The following is a 24,389-nucleotide window of genomic DNA, read 5'->3' as shown; positions in this document are numbered from 1 at the left end:
AGGCCAGGGGCCGAGGATTCACCACGTCGCCGCGAACTCCGCGAACCAGTCCAGCATTTCGGGATGGGTGACGCTCCCCGCGGCGCAGACCTCGACGACGGCGGCGCCCTGAAGGATGCGTTTGACCGGGACCTCCAGTTTCTTCCCGGTCGGGGTGCGGGGCACGGCCGCCACCGGGACGATGTCATCGGGCACATGGCGCGGCGACAACTGGTGTCGGATGGCCGCGACGATGCGCTCCCGGAGCGCGTCGTCGAACCGCTCCCCCGCCGCGGGGACCACGAAGAGCGGCATGCGGTAGCGGCCCTCCGGCAGTTCGGCGCCGATGACGAGGCTGTCCGCGATCTCCGGGAACTGTTCGACGACGGCGTACACGTCCGCGGAGCCCATCCGTACGCCCATGCGGTTGAGCGTCGAGTCGGAGCGCCCGGCCACCACGACCGTGAGGTCGGCGTCGACGGTGACCCAGTCACCGTGCCGCCAGACTCCCGGGTAGGTGTCGAAATAGCTCGCTCGGTAGCGCTGCCCGTCAGGGTCGTCGAGGAAGTGCAGCGGCATGGAGGGCAGCGGGGCGGTGACGACGAGTTCTCCTTGCTGTCCGACCACGGGTCGACCGGCGGGATCCCAGGCGGCGAGGGCGACCCCGAGCGCGGGGCAGGGTATCCGGGCGGCCCGGACCGGCAGCAGCGGGCTGCCGCCGGCGAGCACCGAGCAGATGTCGGTCCCCCCGCAGATCGACTGCAGCCAGGCATCGGGGGCGAGGCGGTCGTACGCCCACCGCCAGGTGCTGGGCGGAAGCGATGAGCCGGTCTGCAGGATCGAACGGACAGCGCTCAGGTCCGTGTCGGCGGCCGGATGTGCCTGTGCCTTCTCCGCGGCGACCAGGTAGGCCGCCCCTACCCCGACCATGGTGGCGCGGGTCCGCTCGGCGGCCCGCCATACCCCGTTGATGTCGGGGTGGGTGGGACTGCCGTCGTACAGGACGACGGTGGCCCCGTGCAGCAGGCCGGCGACCATGAAGTTCCAGACCATCCAGCTGGTGGAGGTGTGGAAGAGGAACCGGTCCTCGGCGCGCAGGTCGGCGCCCAGGCCGAGGGCCTTGAGCAGTTCGACGACGATGCCGCCGTGGCCGTGCACGATGCCCTTCGGAACGCCGGTGGTGCCCGAGGACCAGAGGAGCCACAGCGGATGGTCGAACGGGACGTCGGCGAAGGAGAGTTGGGCCTTGCGCCCGAGCAGTTCGGACCAGGCATGCCCGGTCACCCCGGGCCGCTCCGGCCACGGCGGTCCGGCCGGGGAGGGGTGGAGGTGGTCGATCGCCACCAGGTGTCGGACCGTGGGCAGTCCGTCCACGATCGCCGAGACGTCCGCTCGGCGGTCGAACTCCTTGCCGCCGTGGCGGTAGCCGTCCGCCGCCAGCAGCACCTTCGGCCGGGCCTGCCGCAGCCGGGCCAGTACGCTGGGCGTACCGAAGTCCGGCGAGCACACCGTCCACACCGCGCCGACGGCGGCGCTGGCCAGTAGCGCGACGACGGCGTGCGGGGTGTTCGGGAGGTAGCCGGCCACCCGGTCGCCGGGCCCGACCCCCATCTCCCGCAGGGCCGCGGCAAGGGCCGCGACCTGGCAGCGCAGCTGCTCCCAGGAGATCTCCACCGGTGACCCGTCCTCGGACAGTGCGACGATGGCCGGGCGGTCCTCGGTGGCCCGGGCGAAGCAGCGTTCGGCGAAGTTCAGCCGCGCACCGTGGAACCAGGTGGCTCCCGGCATCGACGGGTCGCCGAGCACCTGTTCATAGCCGGTGACGGCGTCCAGACCGTAGAACTCCCATACGGCGGACCAGAACGCAGGCAGGTCGGTGGTGCTCCACCGCCACAGCTCGGCGTAGTCGGCGAAGGACAGGCCCCGCTCCCGGCCCAGCCAACGCAGGAAGGCGGTGACGTTGGAGTTCGCGATCCGGCTGGGGCTCGGGGACCAGAGCAGGTCGGCGTCGGTGCTCACCATCCCCTCCCGGCGACCGTCGCCGGGCGGCCGAGTTCGCGGATCAGATCCGGTGCCTGGGGCCAGTCGCCGTAGCCGGCCGCGGGGTTGAGGTGCCCCACCGGGCCGAGGTCGATCAGGCGGCTGCCCCAGTCCCGGGCGAGCGCGGCCACACGGGGGAAGCCGGCCAGCGGGTCGTTGGTGCTGGCGGCCACGATGCTGGGGAAGGGCAGCGGCGCGCGAGGCACCGGTGTCCAGCCGTTGCGGCGCAGTTCCTCCGGGGTGGGGTAGCCGGCGGGCAGCGGGGCGTCGAAGTCCGGCGGAGTTGCCAGCAACGCGCCCTGGATCATGCGGTGTTGGCGCTGCGCCCAGTGCACCGTGGTGAGCACGCCGGCGCTGTGCGCCACCAGCACCGCCGGTCCGGTGACCTCGGACAGCACCTGGTCCAGGGCGGCGATCTGCGCGTCGCGGCTCAGCCGGTCCGTCTCCAGAGGCGGGACGGTGCGAGCGCCGGGCAGCTGGTCGCCCAGGCGGGTCTGCCAGTGCTCGGGCAGGTGGTCGCGCAGTCCGGGCACGATCACGACGGTCGGTGGCGCGGCGGTCTTCATGACGGGATCTCCGGGTTGACGGGCGCCGCCTCGGTGAGCGGGGTCAGACGGCGCAGGTCTCGTGGGTAGTAGTGCTTTCCGAGGGCGAACGCGACGCAGGCGGGGAGGGCGACGAGCGGGATCAGCCGCAGTGCGCCCGGCAGCCCGATGCGGTCGGCGAGCATGCCTGTCACGGCGGGCCCGGGGGCCAGGCCCAGCAGGCTGTTGGCCAGTGTGAGCGTGGCCATGGCGGTGGCCGCGATGGCGGCCGGGGTCAGGTTGGCCACCATGGCGGCCGCCGGACCGGCGGTGGCGTTGGACAGCAGGGTCCCGGCGCCGAGCAGGGCGAGCTGCAGTGGTCCGGCCGCCAGTTGGAGCCCGGTCGTCAGTAGGACGAGCGAGCCGAGGCTGCTCAGGATCGCGACGGTCCACTTGTGGGAGGGGGCGGTTCGGCTCAGGCGATCCGCGACGATCCCGCCGCCGACCGTGCCGATGCCGGTGATCAGCGCGAAGAGCCCGGCGACGAGGCCGGCCTGGGCGGGCGACATGGCGTAGGTGCGGTTGAGGAAGCTGGGCATCCAGGCGAGCAGGGCCATGGCGAGGAACATCTGCAGTCCGCTGCCCAGGTAGGCGCAGACCACGGAGACCGAGGAGAACAACCTCGGCAGCAGCGTGCGCAGGGGCGGGCGTTCGCATCCGGTGCCCCGCGCCGGGCCGTTCGACCGGTGTGCGTGTGCCGCCAGTCGCCTGTCGGTGACCACCAGTCCGTAGACCACGGCCAGGGCCAACCCGAGCAGGCCCATGAAGGTGAACGCCCAGCGCCAGCCGAACTGTTGGGCCAGCACACCGCCGATCGACACACCCAGCACGGAGCCGAAGGCCCCTCCCCCGATGAACGCGCCGGAGAGGGTGGCCCGCATGCGTACCGGGAAGACGCTGAGCACCACGGCGATGCCGACGCTCCCGTAGGCCGCCTCCCCCACCCCGACGCAGAACCGCCCGACGAACATCTGGCCGTAGCTCGCCGAGACCGCGCAGCCCAGGGTCGCCAGGCTCCACAGCACGGCGGCGGCCACCAGGCAGCGCGCTCTGCCCCAGCGGTCGGCCAGCAGCGACAGCGGAAAGGTGAGCAGCCCGACCATCAGGGCGACGATGCCGCTGAGGGAGCCCAACTGCGCGTCGGAGAGCAGCCATTGGGCCTTCAGCAGGGGGAAGACCGCGTTGAGTACCTGTCGCGACATGTAGTCGGAGAGCAGGAGCCCGAAGCTGAGGGTGAACACCAGCCAGGGGTAGCGCCGGGAGTCCGGCGGCGGGGCGGGAGATGTGCCGGGCAAGGTCGGGTCGGCGGTGGGCAGTCCCATGTGCGTCACCTCTTTCGTCGCGGCTGGTCGGGGCCCGGCACCTCAGAACGGTCGGTCGCCGGCGATGCCGGCGCGTTCCATCTTGCGGACGGCGGGCCAGTAGTCCTGGACGGCGTAGTGCTGGGTGGAGCGGTTGTCCCAGATGGCCACGCTGTTCTTCTGCCAGCGCCAACGGACCTGGTACTCGGGCACGGCCGCCTGGCTGATCAGGTAGTTGAGCAGGTTGCCCGCGCCCGGCGCGTAGTCCTGGCCGAAGCGGACGTTCTCCGGTGTGTGGTAGTTGACGAAGTGGGTGGTGAAGGCGTTGACGAAGAGGATCTGCTCGCCGGTCTCCGGGTGGGTGCGCACCACGGGGTGCTCCGGGTCGGGGAAGCGCTCCTTCAATGCCTGGCGCTGTTCGGCCGGCATGACGGCGCCGAAGGTCGCCTCGATGCTGTGCCGGGCGCGCAGGCCGGCGATCTGCGTCTTGATCCGCTCGGGCAGGCTGCGATACGCCTCGGCCATGTCGACCCAGATCGTGTCGCCGCCGACTTCCGGGCCCTCGACGCAGCGCAGGACCGCTCCCATGGGCGGGCGTTCCCGCCAGGTCGCGTCGCAGTGCAGGGCGTTCTCGTAGTGCTCGGGCTTGCTGTCCAGGTCCTTGTAGATGCGGACGAGGCCGGGGTGCTCGGGGTCGCTGCCGACCACCGGGTGGTCCTCCAGCGGGCCCAGGCGCGAGGCGAAGGCGACGTGTTCGGCGCGGGTGATGTCCTGGTCCCGCAGGAACAGGACCTTGTAGCGCAGCAGCAACTCCCTTATCCGCGCGAAGAGTTCGTCGTCGCGGGCGGCGTCACCGAGGTTGACGCCGCGCAGCTCGGCGCCGAGGGTGCAGGTCAGCGGCTCGACCGTGATCGAGGTGCGGTGGACGGTCTGGGACATGATGCTCACTCACTCCCGGGGTCAGAGGACGAAGATGGAGGACCCGGTGGTCCGCCCGGCTTCCAGATCGCGGTGCGCCTGGGCGGCGTCCGGCAGGGCGTAGCGCTGGTTGATCGGGATCGTGATGCGCCCGGCAGCGACGTGGTCGAACAGTTCGCCCGCCAGGGCGTCCCGCTCCGCGGGGTCGGCGATGTAGTCGGCGAGGGCCGGGCGGGTGACGAACAGCGACCCGTGCAGGGCGAGTTGCATGGCGTCCAGTGGCGGCACCCCGGAGGAGGTGCCGAAGCACACCAGCAGGCCGCGGCGGCTGAGCGAGGCCATGGAGGCGGCGACGGTGTCCTTGCCGATGGAGTCGAAGACGACTGGGACTCCGGCGCCGCCGGTCAGTTCGCGCACCCGCTCGGCGAGGTTCTCGCGGCGGTAGTAGACGATGTGGTCGCAGCCGTGGGCGCGGGCGGTCTCGGCCTTCTCCTCGCTGGAGACCGTGCCGATGACGGTCAGTCCGAGCAGCTTCGCCCACTGGCAGAAGATCAGGCCGACGCCGCCCGCCGCGGCGTGCAGCAGTACGGTGTCGCCGGCCTTCAGCGGGTGGATCCGGCGCAGCAGATAGGCCGAGGTGAGGCCGCGCATGGTCATCGCCGCGGCGGTCTCGCAGCTGATCGCGGCCGGCAGGGTGATCAGCGAGTCGGCGGGCATGACCCGCTCTGTGCTGTAGGCGCCGAGCGGGCTGCCGGTGTAGGTGACGCGGTCGCCCTCGGCTACGTGCCGCACTCCTGCGCCGACGGCCTCGACCACGCCGGACGCCTCGACGCCGAGTCCGGCGGGAAGCGGTGCCGGGTAGAGGCCGGTGCGGAAGTAGGTGTCGGCGAAGTTCATCCCGACCGCGGAGTGGCGGATGCGTACCTCGCCCGGGCCGGGGTCGCCGACGGCGACCTCCTCCCAGCGCAGGACGTCCGGGCCGCCGGTCTGGTGGAAGCGGATGGCGTGTGCCAAGGCATGCTCCGTTTACTGTGTTGCGGTGTCTGGTCGTTGTGCCTGGTGGTTGCGTGGGGTGGGCGGCGGCCGCGGGGGTCCCCTCCCCCGGCGGCATCCTCGCGGTCGCCGCCTGCGGGGATCAGCTCGCGGTCTCGCGCAGCATGAAGCCGCGTCGGCCGGGCCGGCGGTTGGGGACCATGCCGAGCCTGGCCAGGGTCTCCGTGGAGTCCGCGTAGTGCTCGCCCAGGTGGTAGATCTGCTTGGCCTCGGCGCCGGTGGCCACGTCGCGGCCGACCGCGTCGGCGATCCGCACCATCTGCTCGACCTGCTCGACGGAGGTCATCCGCTCGCCGGCGCGCCGCCACAGGTTGTCCTCGTTGCCCACCCGCACGTGCACGCCGAGGGCGATGGCGATGGCGTTCATCGGTGCCACCGCGCGCATGGAGCTCTCGACCGTCAGCACGGCGCCGTCCGGGGTGCGGCGGACGAACTCGATCAGGTCGGCCGGGTGCCGTCCCGCGAAGCCCCCGCCGATCGCCACGTAGTTGAGCACCAGGGGCCCGGTGTGGACGCCGGCGCGGATCAGTCGCTCCACGGTCTCCAGCTGCGGGAGGTGGGCGAGTTGGAAGTGCGGCTGGATGCCGTTGGCGCGGAGCCGCTTGAGGTGCTCCAGGTAGAAGTCGGGGCCGGCCTCGACCACCATGTCACGGTAGGCGCGGTAGAACTCGGGCTTGGCGATGGAGGTGCCGTCGAGGTCGTCGTCGGTCATGATCTCGACGATGTTCATCTGACTGGTGTTGATGGCGATGGTCACCTGGTCGGGCCGGGGGGTGAGTTCGGCGAGCAGGTGGCGGGTGTCGTAGCTGAGCCACTTGGCGTCCGCGCCCTCGTCCTCGGGGGCGAAGGAGATCGATCCCCCGATCTGGAGGACCATCTCCGGCACGGCCTCGCGCAGCCGGGCGAGCAGCTCGTTGAACATGGACATCCGCTTGGAGCCGTGCCCGTCCAGCTCACGTACGTGGATGTGGAGCACGGTGGCGCCGGCGTTGTAGCAGTCGACCGCCGCCTGGACGTGCTCGTCCATGGTGAGCGGGAGGTCGTCGGCGTCGCCGGGCAGCCACTCGGGGCCGTAGGGCGCAACCTGGATCACCAGCTTCTCTTGGTTCTCCGGCAGCAGCGAGTCGTCGAGGAAGTGCACGGTCCAACTCCTTGATCGGGTGGGATGGTCGGCCTCGCGGTGGTGCCACGCTAGGTCGCGGCCGGGCCCGATGCTTTACCGTGCGGGACAGTTCACTTGCCAGTTGGGGACTGGGCGCGCCACGCGCTCGGGCTGCAGCCGAACCGCTCGCGGAACCAGCGGGAGAAGGCGCTGGGTGCGGAGAACCCCAGCAGTTCGGAGATCTCCGTCAGCGAGCGGCGCGGGTTCGTCACGAACTGCTCCGCGAGGTGGGCGCGTGTCTGGTGGAGCAGTGAGGAGAACGACTCCCCCGATTCCGCCAGGTGCCGGTGGATCGTCCTGCGGTCCACTCCCAGGCTCCGTGCGACCTGGTCGATCGAGCAGCGTCCGGTCGGCAGCAGCACCTCGATCAGCTCCCGCACCCGGTCCCGCAGGGTCGCGTCCCGCGCCACCGCGAGGGAGGCGAAGTACTGCCCGGCGTAGGTGCGGAGCTGCGGATCCGAGGCCGTGTTGGGGGTTTCGAGGTCACCGACGTAGCAGACGATGCCGTTGAACTCCCGGTCGAACTCCACGGTGGGCCCGAACAGGCGCCGGTGGGTACGGGCGTCCGCCGGCGCGACGTGCGTGAAGCACACCGACAGCGGCTGCCAGGCAAGGCCGAGGAACCCCCGGAGCACCTGGTGGAAGGCGCCCACCGCGAGTTCGCTGGCCTGCCGGGTGGGCGCCGGCTCGCCCAGTTCCAAGTCCACCTTCAAGGTGGCCAGTCCGTTCCTCTCGATGAGTCGGGTGTGGAGCACCTCGTTGTACATGCCCTCATGGCGGATGAGCAGCCCGAGTGAGCTGCGGACATCGGGCTCCTCGCGGGCCACCAGGCTGATCGGGCCGAGGTGCGAGAGCCGCCGGCGCTCGGCCAGGCGCAGGCCGAAGTCCTCGTGGTGCGACACGGCCGCCGAGAGTTCGAGCAGTTGGGTGGCCGCGATGCCCGGGATCCACCGGTCCTGCACCGCGAGCCCGGTGATGTCCAGGCCCACCCGCCGCATCAGTGCCTGCGGGTCGATGCCCAGTGAGCGGCACAACTCGACGTAGTTGCTCAGCGCCGCGTAGCGGACCAGGGGCTTCATATGTTCACTCCCCTCCGAGTGTCCCCAAGTGATAAGTCCATCGTCACGCCACGTCAAGCGTCGGATCGGGAGTTCACCTAGCGTTGCAGCACCGCAACGGCGCCCAGCATCACCCCATCCCACTGTCCGGAAGGCAGACATGACAGGCGTGCGCAGTGTGCTCACCCGGCCCCTCGCCGGACCCGCAGTGTGGCGGGGCGCGGATCTGGTGGCGAATCGCGCGTGGGCACTACGGCTCGAACCCTCGCACCTCCAGGAGCTGGACGCGGCGGTGCGCGCCGTCCGTGCACGCGGCACTCCGCTGCTGAAGGCGACCGCGGACGACTTCCCCTTGCCGACGCTCGCCGGGGAGTTGCGGCGCATCGCCGACGTACTGGAGAACGGGCGGGGCTTCGCACTCGTCGAGCAGCTTCCCGTCGAGCGGTACGGCGCCGCGGCGGCAGCCACCCTGTTGTGGGGAATCGGCCGGCATCTGGGTGTCCCGGTGTCGCAGAACGCGACGGGCCACATGCTGGGTCACGTCCGCGACACCGGCCACCCCCTGACCGACCCGGGGGTACGCGGCTACCAGACCCGGGCCGCGCTGCCGTTCCACACCGATGAGTCCGACGTCCTGGCCCTGCTGTGTCTGCGACCGGCCCGCAGCGGTGGCCGCGTCTCCCTCGCCAGCTCGGCGGCCGTCTACAACGGCCTGCTGGCGCAGCGCCCTCGGCTCGCCGCGCGCCCCCGAGTCCGAGCGGCAGCGGCACGTGCTCCGCATGTGGCTGACGCCCCATCAACCTCGCATGCTGCCTTCGTACTTCTGGGGAGAACCGCACGGCGCCCGCTGCGGTCCCGGCCGCGGCGGGATCCTCCCCCGCGACGTCATCACGCCTCCGGAAGGACAGCCCGCATGACCAATCTCGCCCTATGCCTGGCCGACGCGGCCCGAGCCGACGGCGACCGCATCGCCGTCCGCCAGGACGAGACCGCGCTCAGCTACGGCCTGCTCGACGACGCCAGCGCACGCGTCGCGGCCCTGCTCCACACCATCGGTGTCCGCCCCGGCGACCGCGTCGCGCTGGCCGTTCCGAACGTCGTCCACTTCCCGATCTCCTACTACGGCATCCTGCGCGCCGGGGCGGTGGTGGTGCCGTTGAACCCGCTGCTGAAGGCCCGGGAGTTCGCCTACGCCTTCCGTGATTGCGGGGCCACGGCCGTACTGACGCATCCTCAGGCCGCCGACGAGGTGTGCACGGCCGCGGCGGAGACGGGAACGGAGTGCCTGGTCTCCGACTCCGGCACCCTCGGCACCCTGCTGCGGGCCACCGACCCCATGGCGGAGGTCGTCGCACGGTCGGCTCACGACACCGCGGTCATCCTCTACACCTCGGGCACCACCGGCACCCCCAAAGGAGCCGAGCTCACCCATCACAACCTGCTGACCAACGCGGCCACGACGGCCGCGTCGATACTCCGCCTCGATCCCGACGACGTGCTCCTCGGAGCCCTTCCGCTGTTCCACGCCTTCGGCCAGACCTGCGCGCTCAACGCCGCCGTCGCCGCCGGCGCGACCCTGACCCTCATCCCCCGCTTCGCACCGCAGCGAGCGCTGGAGATCATGAGCCGGGACCGGGTCACCGTCTTCCTCGGCGTGCCCACGATGTACACGTCCCTGCTGCGTTCCGGGCTCCCCGACCACCACGACTTCTCCCGGCTCCGCCTGGCGGTTTCCGGTGGTGCCGCCCTGCCCGACGAGGCCCTGCACGCGGCCGAACGGAGCTTCGGTGTCCCGGTGTTGGAGGGTTACGGGCTCTCCGAGACATCGCCGGTCGCCGCGTTCAACCATCCGGACCGGCCGCGCAAACCGGGAGCGATCGGCCACCCCGTCCGCGGAGTGGAGATGCGGCTCCTGGCACCGGACGGAACCGCGGTGGGTCCCGGCGGGATCGGCGAGATCGCGATCCGCGGCGAGAACGTCATGAAGGGCTACTGGAACCGCCCGGAGGCGACCGCGGAGGCCATGCGCGACGGGTGGTTCCGCACCGGCGATCTGGCCCGCGTCGACGAGGACGGCTACTACTTCGTCGTCGACCGCAAGAAGGACCTGATCATCCGCGGCGGATACAACGTCTACCCGCGCGAGATCGAGGAGCTCCTCTACACACACCCCGCCGTCGCCGAAGCCGCGGTCATCGGCGTTCCGGACGAACTGCACGGAGAGGAAGTCGCCGCCGCGATCACCCTCCGGCCCGATGCCCACATCACCGCGAGCGAGCTGCGCGCCTACCTCAAGCAGCGCCTGGCCGCCTACAAGTACCCGCGCATCATCACCTTCACCGACAGCCTCCCCAAGAGCGCCACCGGGAAGATCCTCAAGCGGGAGATCGTCATCCCGTGACGTCCCCGGCCGGGACCGCTCCGAACGGCCGTCCGTCCCAGGTGGTCTCCGCGTGGGTCAGGACGGCCCGCACCGTGAAGTACGAGCCCAGGTGCCCCGCCTCGACGCGCGCTCCCCCGGCCCGCACGGGGCGGGGACGCCGGTGCCCGGCATGCGGAACAGCGGCCCGGACCAACGGGTTCTCGGTTCCGGACCGGTCGGCGACGGACCCTCAAGGCAGCCGGCTGCCGGTCCCGGTGAGCCAGCGGGTGGCGCCCAGCACCTGGTGCGCGAGGTCGGCGACGGAACGCCCGTCGGTCGCCACGCGCACGGTGTCCGCGGGAGCCTGCTCGTCCAGGATCCGTGCCTTGCGGGTGCTGTTCCGCACCTCCCGTTCCAACTCCGAGCCGATTTCCCGACCCGTCAGCCGCTCACGGGTGGTGGTGTCGGAGGCGGTGAGCAGTACCCGCACGATCCTGACGTCGATGCCCATGGCGCGCTGGAACATGCCCTCGTTCTCAGCCAGCACGCTCACGGTGTTCGTGTAGACCAGGCGGCGGTACCCGAGCTCGGCGTAGTTCGACCAGAGCGCCGTGAGGTTGCGCTCGGCGATCTTCTTGCGGCGGGGGTCTCCCTCCGGTGCGGGATGCGCCTGCCCCATGAAGTCCCCTTCGATGACGCAGTGCGGGACCCCCGCGGCACGCAGCCGCGCGGAGATCTCCCATCCCAGCGTCGTCTTGCCGACTCCGGCGCGCCCTCCGATGAGCAGTACCTCTGCTTGCTGCATGGGTGCACCCTGCCACCGAGGACCGGCATCAGGCGAACGAGTTGTGCGCCCTTCAGGGAGACGGTTCGGTGCCGCACCCGAACGTGCCGCGGCGGTCCGGTCCGGTCCGCAGGCGTCCCCGCTCCGGGACCGCCCGGCCGAACCCGCAGTTCAGCGCCACCACACTCCGGTTGCACAAGACCGCTCCCGGGAGCCCGCCGCGTCAGCGGCGCCCCGCGCCGCGGGGCGCCGCGCCCTCTCCCGCCTCCTCCCCATCGACCTGTGGCGATGCCGGTCGTGCGACGTCGAGGAGTCCCGCCACCAGGCGGTGGGCGTAGGCGGCGTCGAGGGGGCTGGGGCGGAAGAGGATGCGGTACATCATCGGCGACACGACGTGGTCGATGACGGTTTCGACGTCGGGCGCCCGCTCGCCGCGTTCGGTGGCGCGGGCGAGAATGACGTCGACCTGGTCGGCCGCGTAGGCCGAGCACTGACCGGCGTTGGTGCCGTCCGGGTCGCCGAGCAGTGCGTCGCGGAGGTACGCGCGGCCGGGCGGCGAGGTCATCTCGTCGAGGAAGTGCTCGGCCCAGGTGGTCAGATCGGTGGCCAGGTCGCCGTGGTCCGCCGGCGGCGCCTCCGGGCGGAGGCGCTCGACGGCCACATCGGACAGGACTTCCCGCAGATCGCCCCAGCGGCGGTAGATCGTCGACGGAGTGACACCGGCGCGGGCCGCGATCAGCGGCACCGTCAGGGCGTCGCGGCCCACCTCGGACTCCAGCTCGCGTACGGCGGTGTGCACCGCTTCCTGGACACGGGCGCTGCGCCCGCCCGGACGCGCCATCGGCCTCGGACTCATGACACCACCCTAAAGCCTTAACGCAAAGCCGTTGCTTCTACCGGGGCGGCAGGTGCGCGGCCTCAGGCCACCGGCGCCAGTGCGCGGGTGGGTACGGACTGCTCGTAGGCGTGGCCCACCCGGAGCAGCACGGGCTCCCCGAGGGGGCGCCCCAGGAGCTGCATGCCTATCGGCATGCCTGCCGGGTCGTGGCCCACCGGGACGGTCAGTGACGGCACTCCGGTGATGTTGGCGGGCGCGGAGAGGCGTACGTAGGCGTCGGAGACGCTCTCCACCGTGCCGTCGGGCCAGGTGATCGTCTCCTGGCCCGACGGTACGGCGACCGTGGGGACGGTCGGGGCGGCGATCACGTCGACCTCGTCGAGCAGCTGCTGCCATGCCTGGCGCATCAGCGTCCGGGCGCGCTGCGCGCGCAGGTAGTCCCCGGCGGACAGCAGTTCGCCGGCTTCGAGGAGGATCCGGACGTCGTCCGTGTAGCGGTCGGGGGCCGTGCGCAGGGTGCGCTCGTGGTAGGCGGTGGCCTCGGGGACCATCAGGCCCCACTGCGTTGCCTGGATGTAGCGCGTCATGGGGATCTCGACCTCGACGAGGTGTGCGCCGAGGTCCGCCAGCCGGTCGACGGCGCGCCGGACCGCGGCCTCGACGTCCGGGGTGACGTGGTCGAAGTAGTAGTTGCCGGGGACGCCGACGCGCAGTCCCGTGAGGTCGGTTCCGCGCGGCGGCTGGTCGTCCGTGGGGTGGGTGACCAGGGAGCCGGGGTCGCGCGGGTCGTGGCCGGCCAAGGCGGACAGGACCAGGGCGGCGTCCTCGACGGTGCGGGTGAGGGGGCCGACGTGGTCCAGCGACCAGGACAGCGAGGTGACGCCGTGCCGGGGGACGAGGCCGTATGTGGGCTTCAGGCCGACGACTCCGTTCAGTGCGGCCGGTACCCGGATCGATCCTCCGGTGTCGGTCCCCAGGGCGAAGCCGGCGGCTCCCGCGGCCACCGCGACGGCCGATCCGCCGCTGGAGCCGCCGGCGACCCGCTCCCCGTCCCAGGCGTTGCGGGTCTGGGGGGTGGTCAGTCCGTAGGCGAACTCGTGGGTGTGGGTCTTGCCGACGAGCACCGCGCCGGCCGCCGCCAGGCGCGCGGCGACCGTGCTGTCGGCGTCCGCGAGGTGGTCGGCGCGGACCCGGGAGCTGGCCGTGGTCGCCGTGCCGGCGGCGTCGATCAGGTCCTTCAGTGCCATCGGGATGCCGTGCAGCGGCCCGCGGGAGCGGCCGTCGGCGGTTTCGCGGGCGGCCGCGCGGGCGGACCGGCGGGCCCGTTCGGCGGTCACCGTCACATAGCCGCGCAGGTGCGGTTCGACCTGCTCGATGCGGTCGAGCACGGAGTCCACCAGCTCGACGGGCGACAGCCGGCGGGCGCGCAGCGCGTCGGCCGCGGCGGCCACGGAGAGCTCATACGGCTGCATCGGGCTTCTCCTCCCCCAGGCGGTACGCGGCGGCGGGCGGGGTGTCGCCGAAGTCCAGTTCACGCAGAACCGATACGACGGAGTGGATGTGCTGGGCGGTGGCCGCCACGGCGGCATGGCGGTCGACCGGCAGGGGAAGTCCGGAGCGCGCGGCCCACTGGGCCGCCTCCTGGGGAGTGAGCGGGGTGACGGGATGCGGCATGGGTGTCGTCTCCTGATCGGGCCGGTGGTGGGGCATGGGAACCCCCTCCACAACTAAAAGCCAATTGTTTGCGTTAGGAGACGATAGGGCCTACAGTCGACTTAACGCAAACGGATTGCTTTTAGCGCCCCGGTGGGCACCCGTCCCCACCAACCCCTACCGCCCCCACCGCACCGGACGAAGGAACGACCACCGATGCCGATGTCCACCTCAGCCGCCCGGACCACCGACCCTGCCGCCGCCCCCTCCTGGACCGTGGGCGACGTCACCGTCCACCGCATCGACGAGGTCCACCTGCCACCGGAGACCGGGCCCTGGCTGCTGCCCGGCGCCACCCCCGACGTGGTCGACCGACACGACTGGCTGCGCCCCGACTTCGCGGACCGGGCCGGCGTGCTGCGCCTCGCCAGTCAGAGCTTCGCCCTCTCCGTCGGCGGCCTGCGCGTGCTGGTCGACACCGGGATCGGCAACGGAAAGACCCGCGCGAACCCTGCCTGGCACGACCTGCGGACCGACTACCTGCAACGCCTCACGGCCGCGGGCTTCGCCCCGGACCGCGTCGACCTGGTGGTCCTGACCCACCTCCACGCCGACCATGTCGGCTGGAACACCCGGGCACACGAGGGCGCCTGGGTCCCCACCTTCCCCAACGCCCGTTATGTGGTCTCCCGGGCCGAGCGGGAGTTCTGGGCCGGGTACGCCATGGACGAGCCGCGCCGGCAGATGTTCCGCGACTCGGTGCATCCCGTCGAGGACGCCGGGCTGCTCGACCTCGTGGACGTGCCCGCCCAGGGCGCCGACATCGCCCCCGGCCTGCGACTGGTCCCGACTCCCGGCCACACCCCGGGCCACCTCGCCGTCGAGGTCGACAGCCGCGGCGCCACCGCGCTGATCACCGGCGACTGCCTCCACCACCCCGTCCAACTCGCCCACCCGGCGCTCGGCAGCTGCGTCGACATCGACCCCGACCAGGCCCGAGCCACCCGCCACGCGCTGCTCTCCTCGCTCGCCGCCCGCGAAACCCTCGTCCTGGGCACCCACTTCCCGCCCCCGACCGGCGGCCGGGTGATCCCGGACGGCGATGCCTACCGACTGGCCCCCGTCCCCGCGGACACCCCGCCCCCCGCGCACGCGGCGCCCTGACCGTCACCTGTGCGTCCACGGCCGGTCCCCCCTTGCGGTCCGGAAGGAGGCCCTCGGCGCGCGCCGGGGGCTTTGCCGGCCGCCGCGGTGTCGGTGCGGACGGCTTCGAGGGGGACGGCCGACCGCTTCAGGCTCGCTGTTACCACCCAGTCACCTGATGAACAGTAGGTTTCGCCATCCCTTGTGGGTGTGACCGAACTCGCGCATATGCAAAGGGAGTTGCTGGGTCGGCGCGCACGGTCCGTGGTTCACTGCTTCGGCGCGACAGGGACATGACGACCCATCATCGGAAGGCATCACCGCAGCGACTCACCCGACGGCTATGACGCGCCGTGGAGCAAGTGGACGGCGACGAAGAAGGTCGCCCCCACCCAGTGGACCGCCGACGGCGATGTCGAGGACGCGGACATGGCCGCGTTCGACGTGACCGTTCCGTCCGGGTACACGTCCCTGACGGCCGCGGTCGGCGCGCTGGGATACCGCTTCGGCGCGGGGTCGGACTTCTCCGACGTCATCGGCTCCGGGTTCCCCGGCGAGGGCTACAAGCGCTCCGACATGGACGGTTTCAAACAGTTCTACTGCACCGGCAACGCGGGACGCGTCCGACTTCAACCCGCTCGACGACCGGGTCAAGGTCGACTGCGACATGGGCCGGGGCGCGTCCGGCGGCCCGATCGCCACGACCGAGGCACAGATCATCAGCGCCAACTCCCACTACGAGACCGAGGGTGACGGCGTCTCCCGCAAGAACGACGACCTGCTCGGCTCGGAACACGGCGACCAGGCCGTAGCGGTGATCAACGAGATCAACAAGTAGGCACCGCACACGCGAGGGGCTCCGCGGCCGGCCGGCCGCGGAGCCCCTCCCCTTCGGGCCGGTCAGTCCCGCTTGACCATGCCCGGGTCGATGTCCTTCGCGTCCGGCGCGTTGGCGTACACCTGGGACATGTACCGGCCGCGGATCTCCTCCGTCATCAGCATCTCCCAGCCGCCGGGCTTGGTCTTGCCCGCCTTCTTCAGCTCGGCCGTCCACGCGGTGACGAGCCCTTCGCGGGTCTGCGGGATGTCCGAGGTCGCCGCGGACTCCGGTTGGACCGTCACCTTCGCACCGTCATCCACCGCGGTCGTCACCGCGAATGCCGCGCCGGCGCCGAGCAGGAACGATGCCGCACCTATCGCCCACACCTTCTTGCCTGTCACTGTGCTCCCTCCCGTGCCGCGCCGGTCCTACCGTGCCACATGGCCGCCGAACTCCATACGGCGCCGGGGAAGTTGGGGCGCCACACCGGACCCGACTGTTCGGCGGTGAGGGTCGCGTTCCTCCCAGCGCGGGGACCGTCAGGCAAGATCATCTGTTCGAGTGCCCGCCCCCGGAACACCCGGAACCGCGCCGCCACCGACGACTTTCGGCCATGCCGTTGCGTTGGCGAACTCCCGCACCGGACGTCCCCTTACAGTTCCCCGCATGGCTGACGAGCAGGGCGTTCCGCAGGCGCCCCGACACGGCACACCGCCGACGGATCCGCAGGGCAGGCGAAGCGATCCGTCCGCGCGCCGAACTGGGCCTTCGGTGCTGGTCGTCGGCGCCTACTCGGTGGACCTGGTGTTCCGGGAGTTGGCCGGACCGGTCGCGTTCGGCTCGGAAGTGTGGGCCGGTGGACTGGGCATGGTGCCCGGTGGCGCGTTCACCCTGGCGATGGGCCTGCGACGGCTGGGCCGCGAGGTGGTGTGGGCGGCCGACTTCGGATCCGATGTCTTCAGCCGTGAGGTGCTGGCCGCGGCGCGCGCCGAAGGCATCGACGAGCGCGGGTTCCGGCACCATGCACAGCCCGTGCGGAACGTCACGGTCGCACTGTCCGGCCCCCGGGACCGGGCGATGGTCGCGTACGAGGACCCGATCGCCGTACGCCCGCTGGCGGAGCTGATCGAAACCCACCGGCCCGCCGTGGTGATGTTGCCGTACCTGCAGTTCGGGCCGGAGGTGTCGGCAGCGCTCGACGTGGCCGCCCGGCACGGCGCCGAGGTCTTCATGGACTGCCAGGACTACCCCGGCCACCTCGGGATGCCCGAGGTGGCCAAGGCACTCTCCCGCGTACAGGTCTTCGCGCCCAACGAAGCCGAAGCCTTGCGGATCACCGGGACGGACAGCGTGGTGGCGGCGCTGGAGGCCCTGGCCGACGTGGTGCCCGTTGCGGTCGTCAAACGGGGCGGCGACGGTGCGGTCGCCGCCGCGGGCGGGCGGCGGGCCGAGCGGGCGGCGCCGCCCGTGCCCGTGGTGGACACCACCGGAGCCGGTGACTGTTTCAACGTGGGCTTCCTGCACGAGCGGCTGGCGGGCGGATCCCTCGACGCCTGCCTGGCCGCGGGGGTGGCCTGCGGCGCGGCCGCGGTCACCGGCCCCGGGTCCAGCGCCGCGCCGGACTCCGCCGGACTCCGGACCTGGCTCACCCGCCTCCCGGCCTGAAGCCGGCGGCACGTCAGACGACTCAGTTGCAGTGCACCGGCGGCGAAGGAGCGAGATGCCCGAACGAGCGTGGGACGACACGGTGACGGCCCGACCACCCGGGCAGGACGTGCGGGTGCTGGTGACCGACCTGGACGGCACGCTGCTCGGCGGCGACCGGGCCGCGCGGCAGCGGCTGCGCCGGGCACTGGACCGGCACCCGGAGATCACCGTCGTCTTCGCCACCGGCCGCGGCCTGCCCTCGATCCGGACCCGCCTCGCCCGCGATCCGCTGCTCCCCGCCCCGCGCTGGATCATCGCGGACGTCGGCGCCAGTGTCATCGACGCCGTCGGCATGGCCCACGTCGATGCGCTGGAAGCGGAGCTGCGCGCCGGTTGGCCCGGCGCGGAACGCGTCCGGGCGGCCCTCCGCCGATTCCCCGAACTCGTCCACCAGGACGGTGTGCCGCAGGACGGCCGCTGCTCCTTCTTCCTGGCCCCCGAGCGCCTGTCCCCCGAGATCACCGCGGCCGTGGCCCGGTTGGGCTGCTCCTGGACCTACTCCGCCAACCGCTTCTTCGACGTGCTGCCGCCGCACGCCGGCAAGGGCCAGGCCGTGCAACGACTGGCGGACAAGCTCCAATGGCCGGCGTCCGGACTGCTGGTCGCCGGTGACTCGCTCAACGACCTCTCGCTCTTCCACCTCGGCGCCCACGGCGTGATCATGGGCAACGCCGAACCCGCGCTCCTGGCGCAGGCGCCCGACAGCGAGCTGGTCCACCGCTCCCCGTCGGAGGGCGCGGCGGCGATCCTGGACGCCCTGGAGCGGGTGGGCTGGGTACGGCGCACCACACCGGTCGTCATCGGTTACCACCGCCCGCCGGTGCACCGGTCGCACGGACAGTGGCGCCGGCCCGTCAGCCCGAACGGGATCCTGCCCACCCTGACCTCCGTGCTCGGCGACGACACAGGCGGGCTGGACGCCACGTGGGCCGCCGCCCTCGTCGAGGACGGACCCGCCGCCGGACCCCCCGTCCCCGCCACCGGACTTCCGCTCGCCCTGCTGCCGGTGACGTCCGAGCGGTGGGCCGGCTACTTCCACGGCGCCTGCAAGGAAACGCTGTGGCCGGCGCTGATGTCCCAGCCCCACCTCATCCGCCGTGCCCCGTCCCACTGGTCCGACTACGAAGCGGTCAATGCCGCCTTCTCCCGTCACATCGACGCGCACGCCGACCACGGCGCGACGGTGTGGCTGCACGACTACAACCTCTGGCTCGTCCCCGGCATCCTCAAAGCACAGCGCCCGGACCTGCGCATCGGCCTGTTCCACCACACCCCGTTCCCACCGCCGGAGGTCTTCCGGCAGCTCCCGGACGCCGAACAGCTGGTCGGCTCCCTCGCCCGACTGGACTGGGCGGGCTTCCACACCGCGGCCTTCGCCGACAACTTCCGCCGGCTGCTCGCCGGTTCGGACCACTCCCCGCGCACCGGCGTACACCCCCTGGGCATCGACCACGCGACCGTCTCCGCACTGGCCCTGGAGCGGGCCCGCGCCCGCACCGCGCACCGCACCGCCGACGCGCCTCCCCGGTTGGTCCTGTCCGTCGAACGCCTCGACTACGCCAAGGCACCCGTCCACAAGGTCCACGCCATCGACGCGCTCCTGGAACGGGAACCCGGGTTGCGGAAGCAGCTGCGGTTCCGCCTGGTGTGCCCACCTCCCGAGCCGGGCATCCACGCCTACGACGCCACCCGCACCGCCCTCGAAGCGGCCGTGGCCGCCGTCAACGCCCGCTGGCGCAGCGGTGACTGGGAACCGGTCGACTACCGTCCGCAGGCGTTGCCGTTCCCCCAGGTGGTCGACCAGTACCTCGCGGCCGATGTGTTCTGGGTGACCTCCGTGGCGGACGGTATGAACCTCGCCGCCAAGGAGTACGTCACCGCCCGGTCCGCCACCGGCCGGCCGGGCGTCCTCGTGCTGTCCCGCCACACCGGCGCCGCCGAACAACTCGCCGCCGCGGCGCTGCTGACCGACCCCCACTCGCCCCGGGACCTGGTCGACACGCTGTACCGGGCGCTGACCATGAGCCCCGGCCGGCGCACGGCCCACACCGCCGCCCTGGCCGCGCTCCTCGGTACCCACTCCCCCGCCGACTGGGCCCGCACCATCATCGCGGAGATCCGCGGCACGGGCGGTACGTCGCCCGCGGACACGGGGTGAGCCGGCAACGGTCGCCAGGCACACGGGACGGCGCCGCCCCGTCGGATCTCGTCGCGCCGCGTCCCTGGTCAGCGCCCGGAGCCCCCTATAAAGTGCCGGCATGTTCACATCGGGGGTGGGTTTCCTTGCCTGTTTCGGGTTCGGCTGGTGGGTGTTGGGGACCAGCGCGTTCGACGGTCCCATCCGACTGATCTCGATCGCGGTCGGCTGCCTGGCGCCGGTGGTGCTGATGCTCGCCGCGCGGCGGCTGCTTCCCGCGACGGGCGGGGGCGCCTTCCCCGCGGACCGCCGGCGGCGGTTCCGGCAGGTCAACGTCGTGCAGTGGCTCCTGATCGTCGCCGTTGTCGTGGGGTGTCTGCGCACCGGGGTGCCGGTGTTGGTGGGTCCGCTGGTCGCGGTGGTCGTGGGGCTCCATTTCCTGCCGCTGGCGGCGGTGTTCGCACAGCCGCGGTTGCGCGTGCCGGCGGCCCTGTTGGTCGCGGCCGGGGCGGCGGGCGGCGCCGTGTGGTGCGCCGGCGGGCCGGATGCGACGGTTCGTCTGGTGGTGGGCCTGATGTGCGCGCTCTCGCTGTGGGGCGTGGCTGCCTGGACGCTCGCCGCGGCATCGGCTGCCGGGCGAGCGGTTGCGGAGTGACGGACGCCGCCGCGCCGCATGCCGTAGGCCACCCCGCACGGGGCCTTCGTGAGCATCCGACCGGGCGGGAGCCGTACGGGCATCGGCCGATCCGGACATGGTCGTCGTGACCGGGCCGCGGGAGAACCCCTACCGCGACTCGTCGCGCTGGGAGGCCCGGCCGCCACGATCCCGGCCGAACTGGCGGCCCACCGCTCCGAACTCACGGACCTGCTCGACGACCTGGCCGGTGCCGACGGCCCGGTCGAGGTCGCCTTCCTCGCCTGCCGAGCCCTGACCCGGACGGCACAGCTGGCCCTGCTTCCGAGGCGGCACTGGCAGGGCAGCGGCAGACGGCTGCTGCGTGAACTGCACCGGAGCCGCCGCGAGCAGGTGCGGACCGGCCGTTGTGTGGCCGGTTGTCACTGCTCGCCGTCGTGGGCCGTACCGGGGCGTCGTGCCGGGGGTTACGCTCACGGCATGGTCACGGCCCGGTCGCCCTTCGGCATGCGGCGGACCCGCCGCTCGGCGGGCCCGGTAGGGCTGTGGTGCCTCTTCGCGGTGCTCCTCGCCGTTGCGCTCACCCACGGGCTGAGCGCGGAGAGCGGCGTCGGCCACCTGTCGTCCTCGTTCGCCGGCAGCGACGTACAGCCGTCCGCCGGGGAGCGCCCCGCCGCGGAGGCGCAGCACGCTTCGGTGGTGGACCGCGGCCAGGGGCGGCAGGAGCAGCCGGACAGTCATCCGACGGGCGCATGCCTCTCCGGGCAGCCGCCCCAGGGGGCCGGCGTGCACGCTCCCGACCAGGCACCGCTGGACCGTTGTGCCCTTCCGCCCACCACGCGGCTCGGGACGGCGCTCGACGGGTGCGGTCCGCACTCCGCGCTGCCGTCGGACGGTTCCGCACCGCGCTCGGCAGTTCTGCTGATCTAGTCCCGGCACGCCCTTCGAACCGGTAGGCGCGTGGCTGCGCCGCAGTCAGCCATGCCCCGGTTCGTCGCGCCCGTTCGGCTGTCCGGCCGTCCGGTGTCCGCTTCCCCTCGGGACGGCGCCGCGGGCGCTCCTGCTCCGACGATCCGTTCGCGGCCCCGCCTCGTGGTGCCGCCGGCTGTCCGTGCACGGAGGAACTGTGCCTCACCCCCGATTCCGCGGTCCGGTCCTGAGCCGGCTGCCGTTCGCCGTCATCGGCGGCCTGTTGCTGCTGACCCTGGTGTGTCCCCTGCGTACGGTCGCGGAACACCATCCGGGTCCCCTGCTGTTCGCGTCCTCCGCCGGCTCCGGTTCCGTCCTCGACCGTCGGGTGCCCGACGGTCCGCGGGTGGGCGCTGCCGGCGCGTCGCACTCCGCGCCGTCCTGCCATCCGGCAGCGGCGGTTCCGGTCCTCGCGCGGTCCGGCCAGCGCACCGGTCCGGGCCCGGCGGACCGGGAACTCCCGAACGGGTCCGCGCCCGTGGCGGCAGCGGCCGTACCGGCGGCCGGCCGCGTCGTGCGCGGACCGGACTGCGGGGGATCCGGCGGACGGTGTCGGCTCTCCGTCAGCTGCCGGTGGCGGATCTAGAGGCCGCCCCCGCAGCCTCCCGAACCGGCGGCTGCCGCCTGCCGCGACCGGCGGGCCGGACGTCCGCGCCCGGCCCGCCGACCCGGCACGCGAGATGAGCCCATGACGCATTCCGACGAACGAGAAGACGCCATGACCTCTCTGCTCAGCAACAACGCCCCCCTTGCCCGCGCCTCCCTGCCCGGGCTGGTCGGCAACACCCCGCTGCTGCACGTCTCCGAACCGCTCTGCCCGCCCGGCACCGGCTTCTGGGCCAAGTTGGAGGGCTTCAACCCCGGCGGTATCAAGGACCGCCCGGCCCTGCACATGGTGGAACGGGCCCGGGACCGCGGCGAGTTGCGCCCCGGTGGCCGGATCATCGAGTCGACCAGTGGCACGCTCGGTCTGGGGCTCGCCCTGGCCGGCCTGGTGCACGGCCATCCCGTCACCCTGGTCACCGACCCGGGTCTGGAGCCGTCGATGGCACGGCTGCTGACCGCGCACGGGGCCCAGGTCGACCTCGTCACCGAGCCCCATCCGACGGGCGGTTGGCAGGAGGCCCGCCGCGACCGGGTGCGCGCCCTGCTCGCGCGGCACCCGGGTGCCTGGTGCCCCGACCAGTACCACAACCCCGACAACGTCGCCGCCTACACCCCGCTCGCGCTGGAACTCGCCTCCGGACTCAGCCACCTCGACGTCCTGGTGTGCAGCGTGGGCACGGGCGGACACTCCGCGGGCCTCTCCCGGGTGCTCCGCAACCTCTACCCGGCCTTGCGGGTCGTCGGTGTCGACACCGTCGGTTCGACCATCTTCGGCCAGCCCGCCCGGCCACGGCTGATGCGCGGCCTGGGGTCGAGCATCTTCCCCCGCAACGTCGCCTACGACCGGTTCGACGAGGTCCACTGGGTCGCGCCCGCCGAGGCGGTGTGGACCTGCCGGCGGCTGGCCGCCTCGCACTACGCCACCGGCGGGTGGAGCGTCGGAGCGGTCGCGCTCACCGCGAGTTGGCTGGCCCGCACCAGCGCCCCCGGCACCCGTATCGCCGCCGTCTTCCCCGACGGCCCCCAGCGGTACCTGGAAACGATCTACGACGACCGGTACTGCGCGGAGCACGGCCTGTTGGACGCGCCGCCGGCCGCCGGACCGGAGCTGATCGGCCGGCCGGACGAGAAGGAGGTCACCCGCTGGACCCGGTGCACGACCGTCGTGGATCCGCTCGCCCTCCGGGCCGGTGCGGCGGCGGCGCCGGAAGGCGGTGCGGACCGGTGAGGGACGTGTTCCGCCAGGCCCGCTCGTACGACCGCAGCGTGCAGCTGCTGCTGCTCAACCAGTTCACCATCAACCTCGGCTTCTACATGCTGATGCCCTATCTGGCGCAGCACCTGTCCGGGACGCTGGGCCTGGCCGGGTGGACGGTCGGACTGGTGCTGGGCGTCCGCAACTTCAGTCAGCAGGGGATGTTCCTGCTCGGCGGGACGCTCGCGGACCGGCTGGGCTACAAGCCGCTGATCGTCGCCGGCTGCCTGCTGCGCACCGTGGGGTTCGCCGCGCTCGGGCTGGTGGACTCGCTGCCGGCGCTGCTCGCGGCGTCCGCGGCCACCGGTCTGGCCGGTGCGCTGTTCAATCCCGCCGTGCGCGCGTATGTGGCCGCCGACGCGGGTGAGCGCAGGGTGGCGGCGTTCGCCCTGTTCAACGTCTTCTACCAGGCCGGCATCCTGCTCGGTCCGCTCGTCGGGATGGTCCTCACCGGGGTGGACTTCAAGGTGACCTGCCTGGTGTCGGCGGGCGTCTTCGCGCTGTTGAGCGTGGTGCAGATCCGGTCCCTGCCCGCCCGCCGGGGCGGTGCGGGCGAGCCGGCGTCCGGGGGCCGCGAGGGCGTGCTGCGCCAGTGGCGCAGGGTGCTGGCCAACCGTCCGTTCCTGTGGTTCTCCGGCGCCATGATCGGGTCGTACGTGCTGTCGTTCCAGGTGTACCTGTCGTTGCCGCTGGAGGTCCGACGCCTGGGCGGCGACGGGGAGTTCGGCACGGTGGCGGTGGCGCTGCTCTTCGCGGCGTCCGGTCTGGGCACGATCTTCGGCCAGACCCGGGTCACCGCCTGGTGCCGGGACCGGCTCGCTCCCGGGCAGGCGCTCGCCCTGGGGTTGGCGGTCATGGCCGCCGCCTTCGTGCCGCTGCTGGTGGCGAGCGCGGTGCCCGTACCGGGCGAGGGGCCCGCGCGCTGGGTACTGGCCGCCGGGCCCCCCGTCCTGGCGGCGTTGCTCCTGGCACTGGGGACGATGATCACCTATCCGTTCGAGATGGACACCATCGTCCGGCTGTCCGGCAACCGGCTCGTCGCCACGCACTACGGCCTCTACAACACCCTGTGCGGCATCGGCATCACCGTGGGCAATCTGCTGACCGGGGCGGCGCTGGACGCGGCCCGGGCGGCGGGTCTGTCGGCCCTCCCCTGGCTCGCCCTCACGGTGTTGGGCCTGGTCTGCGGCGCGGCGCTGCACGGTCTGCAACGCAGCGGCCGGATGGCCGCGGACGTCGCGGAAGGGCGACCCGTGACGGCCTGAGGCCGGCAACGGCGCTTCGTGCGCTGAAAGGGGCGGGCGGCGGCTGCCGCCCGCCCCGATCGGTTCGGCCCCCACCCGCCGCTCCCGGGTCGGCGACCGCACGGCGCGGCAGGCGGCCCCC

At 72.4% G+C, this 24,389-nt stretch carries 22 protein-coding genes; 10 read left to right on the top strand and 12 right to left on the bottom strand.

What is annotated here, in order from left to right; translation table 11 throughout:
* Positions 1-18 precede the first annotated feature (18 nt).
* The 7 genes from CG747_RS23435 to CG747_RS23405 form a co-directional block, all read right to left on the bottom strand.
* Positions 19-2,001, bottom strand: coding sequence for an acetoacetate--CoA ligase (locus tag CG747_RS23435; protein ID WP_100603765.1), 1,983 nt, complete (start codon positions 1,999-2,001; stop codon positions 19-21).
* A complete protein-coding gene (locus CG747_RS23430; protein ID WP_100603764.1) occupies positions 1,995-2,585 on the bottom strand; it encodes an alpha/beta hydrolase in 591 nt (196 codons plus the stop codon). Before CG747_RS23430 ends, CG747_RS23435 begins: the two co-directional genes overlap by 7 nt.
* Positions 2,582-3,925, bottom strand: a complete 1,344-nt coding sequence (locus CG747_RS23425) for an MFS transporter (protein ID WP_100603763.1) — start codon at positions 3,923-3,925, stop codon at positions 2,582-2,584. Before CG747_RS23425 ends, CG747_RS23430 begins: the two co-directional genes overlap by 4 nt.
* A gap of 42 nt (positions 3,926-3,967) precedes the next feature.
* On the bottom strand, positions 3,968-4,843 hold the full coding sequence (locus CG747_RS23420; protein ID WP_100603762.1) for a TauD/TfdA family dioxygenase: 876 nt from the start codon (positions 4,841-4,843) through the stop codon (positions 3,968-3,970).
* A gap of 21 nt (positions 4,844-4,864) precedes the next feature.
* Entirely contained in the window at positions 4,865-5,836 is a 972-nt protein-coding gene (locus CG747_RS23415) for a quinone oxidoreductase (RefSeq protein ID WP_100603761.1), read from the bottom strand.
* 121 nt (positions 5,837-5,957) lie between these two features.
* Positions 5,958-7,016 carry a 3-keto-5-aminohexanoate cleavage protein gene (locus tag CG747_RS23410; RefSeq protein WP_100603760.1) on the bottom strand — a complete coding sequence of 353 codons (1,059 nt, stop codon included), beginning with the start codon at positions 7,014-7,016 and terminating at the stop codon, positions 5,958-5,960.
* A gap of 92 nt (positions 7,017-7,108) precedes the next feature.
* The gene (locus tag CG747_RS23405; protein WP_100603759.1) at positions 7,109-8,116 is read right to left on the bottom strand and encodes an AraC family transcriptional regulator ligand-binding domain-containing protein; all 1,008 of its coding nucleotides are present in this window, start codon (positions 8,114-8,116) and stop codon (positions 7,109-7,111) included.
* A gap of 208 nt (positions 8,117-8,324) precedes the next feature.
* Here CG747_RS23405 and CG747_RS23400 point away from each other — a divergent pair, with 208 nt between their 5' ends.
* Positions 8,325-10,496 (top strand): long-chain-fatty-acid--CoA ligase, encoded by a 2,172-nt coding sequence (locus tag CG747_RS23400; protein WP_180985675.1) that lies wholly within the window; start codon positions 8,325-8,327, stop codon positions 10,494-10,496.
* Positions 10,497-10,707: 211 nt separating this feature from the next.
* Here CG747_RS23400 and CG747_RS23390 read toward each other — a convergent pair whose 3' ends face one another.
* The 4 genes from CG747_RS23390 to CG747_RS23375 form a co-directional block, all read right to left on the bottom strand.
* Entirely contained in the window at positions 10,708-11,262 is a 555-nt protein-coding gene (locus tag CG747_RS23390; RefSeq protein ID WP_100603756.1) for a hypothetical protein, read from the bottom strand.
* Positions 11,263-11,464: 202 nt separating this feature from the next.
* Positions 11,465-12,097 (bottom strand): TetR/AcrR family transcriptional regulator, encoded by a 633-nt coding sequence (locus CG747_RS23385; RefSeq protein ID WP_100603755.1) that lies wholly within the window; start codon positions 12,095-12,097, stop codon positions 11,465-11,467.
* Positions 12,098-12,159: 62 nt separating this feature from the next.
* Positions 12,160-13,551 (bottom strand): amidase, encoded by a 1,392-nt coding sequence (locus CG747_RS23380; RefSeq protein ID WP_100603754.1) that lies wholly within the window; start codon positions 13,549-13,551, stop codon positions 12,160-12,162.
* Complete coding sequence (locus tag CG747_RS23375; protein ID WP_100603753.1) at positions 13,538-13,753, bottom strand: hypothetical protein; 216 nt, start codon at positions 13,751-13,753, stop codon at positions 13,538-13,540. Before CG747_RS23375 ends, CG747_RS23380 begins: the two co-directional genes overlap by 14 nt.
* 195 nt (positions 13,754-13,948) lie before the next feature.
* Here CG747_RS23375 and CG747_RS23370 point away from each other — a divergent pair, with 195 nt between their 5' ends.
* Positions 13,949-14,896 carry an MBL fold metallo-hydrolase gene (locus CG747_RS23370; protein WP_374701804.1) on the top strand — a complete coding sequence of 316 codons (948 nt, stop codon included), beginning with the start codon at positions 13,949-13,951 and terminating at the stop codon, positions 14,894-14,896.
* A 646-nt stretch (positions 14,897-15,542) separates the two neighbouring features.
* Entirely contained in the window at positions 15,543-15,713 is a 171-nt protein-coding gene (locus CG747_RS48205) for a hypothetical protein (RefSeq protein ID WP_180985674.1), read from the top strand.
* Positions 15,714-15,775: 62 nt separating this feature from the next.
* Here the strand turns inward: CG747_RS48205 and CG747_RS23360 are convergent, their stop codons facing one another.
* A complete protein-coding gene (locus CG747_RS23360) occupies positions 15,776-16,096 on the bottom strand; it encodes a hypothetical protein (protein ID WP_100603751.1) in 321 nt (106 codons plus the stop codon).
* Positions 16,097-16,361: 265 nt separating this feature from the next.
* Here CG747_RS23360 and CG747_RS23355 point away from each other — a divergent pair, with 265 nt between their 5' ends.
* The 7 genes from CG747_RS23355 (at position 16,362) to CG747_RS23320 (ending at position 24,268) form a co-directional block, all read left to right on the top strand.
* Complete coding sequence (locus CG747_RS23355) at positions 16,362-17,360, top strand: carbohydrate kinase family protein (RefSeq protein ID WP_100603750.1); 999 nt, start codon at positions 16,362-16,364, stop codon at positions 17,358-17,360.
* Positions 17,361-17,415: 55 nt separating this feature from the next.
* Positions 17,416-19,560, top strand: coding sequence for an HAD-IIB family hydrolase (locus tag CG747_RS23350; RefSeq protein WP_100603749.1), 2,145 nt, complete (start codon positions 17,416-17,418; stop codon positions 19,558-19,560).
* Positions 19,561-19,660: 100 nt separating this feature from the next.
* Positions 19,661-20,194 (top strand): hypothetical protein, encoded by a 534-nt coding sequence (locus tag CG747_RS23345; RefSeq protein ID WP_100603748.1) that lies wholly within the window; start codon positions 19,661-19,663, stop codon positions 20,192-20,194.
* Positions 20,195-20,242: 48 nt separating this feature from the next.
* Positions 20,243-21,103 (top strand): hypothetical protein, encoded by an 861-nt coding sequence (locus tag CG747_RS47385; RefSeq protein WP_146022138.1) that lies wholly within the window; start codon positions 20,243-20,245, stop codon positions 21,101-21,103.
* Between the two features lie 196 nt (positions 21,104-21,299).
* A complete protein-coding gene (locus CG747_RS23330) occupies positions 21,300-21,728 on the top strand; it encodes a hypothetical protein (protein ID WP_100603745.1) in 429 nt (142 codons plus the stop codon).
* Between the two features lie 132 nt (positions 21,729-21,860).
* Complete coding sequence (locus CG747_RS23325) at positions 21,861-22,976, top strand: PLP-dependent cysteine synthase family protein (RefSeq protein WP_100603744.1); 1,116 nt, start codon at positions 21,861-21,863, stop codon at positions 22,974-22,976.
* Complete coding sequence (locus CG747_RS23320) at positions 22,973-24,268, top strand: MFS transporter (RefSeq protein WP_100603743.1); 1,296 nt, start codon at positions 22,973-22,975, stop codon at positions 24,266-24,268. Before CG747_RS23325 ends, CG747_RS23320 begins: the two co-directional genes overlap by 4 nt.
* Positions 24,269-24,389: the final 121 nt, after the last annotated feature.

The sequence above is a fragment of the Streptomyces sp. CB02959 genome, assembly GCF_002803155.1.
Classification (GTDB): domain Bacteria; phylum Actinomycetota; class Actinomycetes; order Streptomycetales; family Streptomycetaceae; genus Streptomyces.
Note: the sequence above shows the minus strand (reverse complement) of the source record. Positions and strands in the feature narration are given on the sequence as shown.

Excerpts from the sequence above, each read along its gene's own strand:
- CG747_RS23350 (WP_100603749.1), top strand. The coding sequence starts at position 17,416 with ATGCCCGAACGAGCGTGGGACGACACGGTGACGGCCCGACCACCCGGG.
- CG747_RS23405 (WP_100603759.1), bottom strand. The coding sequence starts at position 8,116 with ATGAAGCCCCTGGTCCGCTACGCGGCGCTGAGCAACTACGTCGAGTTG.
- CG747_RS23375 (WP_100603753.1), bottom strand. The coding sequence starts at position 13,753 with ATGCCGCATCCCGTCACCCCGCTCACTCCCCAGGAGGCGGCCCAGTGG.
- CG747_RS23390 (WP_100603756.1), bottom strand. The coding sequence starts at position 11,262 with ATGCAGCAAGCAGAGGTACTGCTCATCGGAGGGCGCGCCGGAGTCGGC.
- CG747_RS23435 (WP_100603765.1), bottom strand. The coding sequence starts at position 2,001 with ATGGTGAGCACCGACGCCGACCTGCTCTGGTCCCCGAGCCCCAGCCGG.
- CG747_RS23345 (WP_100603748.1), top strand. The coding sequence starts at position 19,661 with ATGTTCACATCGGGGGTGGGTTTCCTTGCCTGTTTCGGGTTCGGCTGG.
- CG747_RS23420 (WP_100603762.1), bottom strand. The coding sequence starts at position 4,843 with ATGTCCCAGACCGTCCACCGCACCTCGATCACGGTCGAGCCGCTGACC.
- CG747_RS48205 (WP_180985674.1), top strand. The coding sequence starts at position 15,543 with ATGGGCCGGGGCGCGTCCGGCGGCCCGATCGCCACGACCGAGGCACAG.
- CG747_RS23380 (WP_100603754.1), bottom strand. The coding sequence starts at position 13,551 with ATGCAGCCGTATGAGCTCTCCGTGGCCGCCGCGGCCGACGCGCTGCGC.
- CG747_RS23370 (WP_374701804.1), top strand. The coding sequence starts at position 13,949 with ATGCCGATGTCCACCTCAGCCGCCCGGACCACCGACCCTGCCGCCGCC.
- CG747_RS23430 (WP_100603764.1), bottom strand. The coding sequence starts at position 2,585 with ATGAAGACCGCCGCGCCACCGACCGTCGTGATCGTGCCCGGACTGCGC.
- CG747_RS23355 (WP_100603750.1), top strand. The coding sequence starts at position 16,362 with ATGGCTGACGAGCAGGGCGTTCCGCAGGCGCCCCGACACGGCACACCG.
- CG747_RS23325 (WP_100603744.1), top strand. The coding sequence starts at position 21,861 with ATGACCTCTCTGCTCAGCAACAACGCCCCCCTTGCCCGCGCCTCCCTG.
- CG747_RS23385 (WP_100603755.1), bottom strand. The coding sequence starts at position 12,097 with ATGAGTCCGAGGCCGATGGCGCGTCCGGGCGGGCGCAGCGCCCGTGTC.
- CG747_RS23425 (WP_100603763.1), bottom strand. The coding sequence starts at position 3,925 with ATGGGACTGCCCACCGCCGACCCGACCTTGCCCGGCACATCTCCCGCC.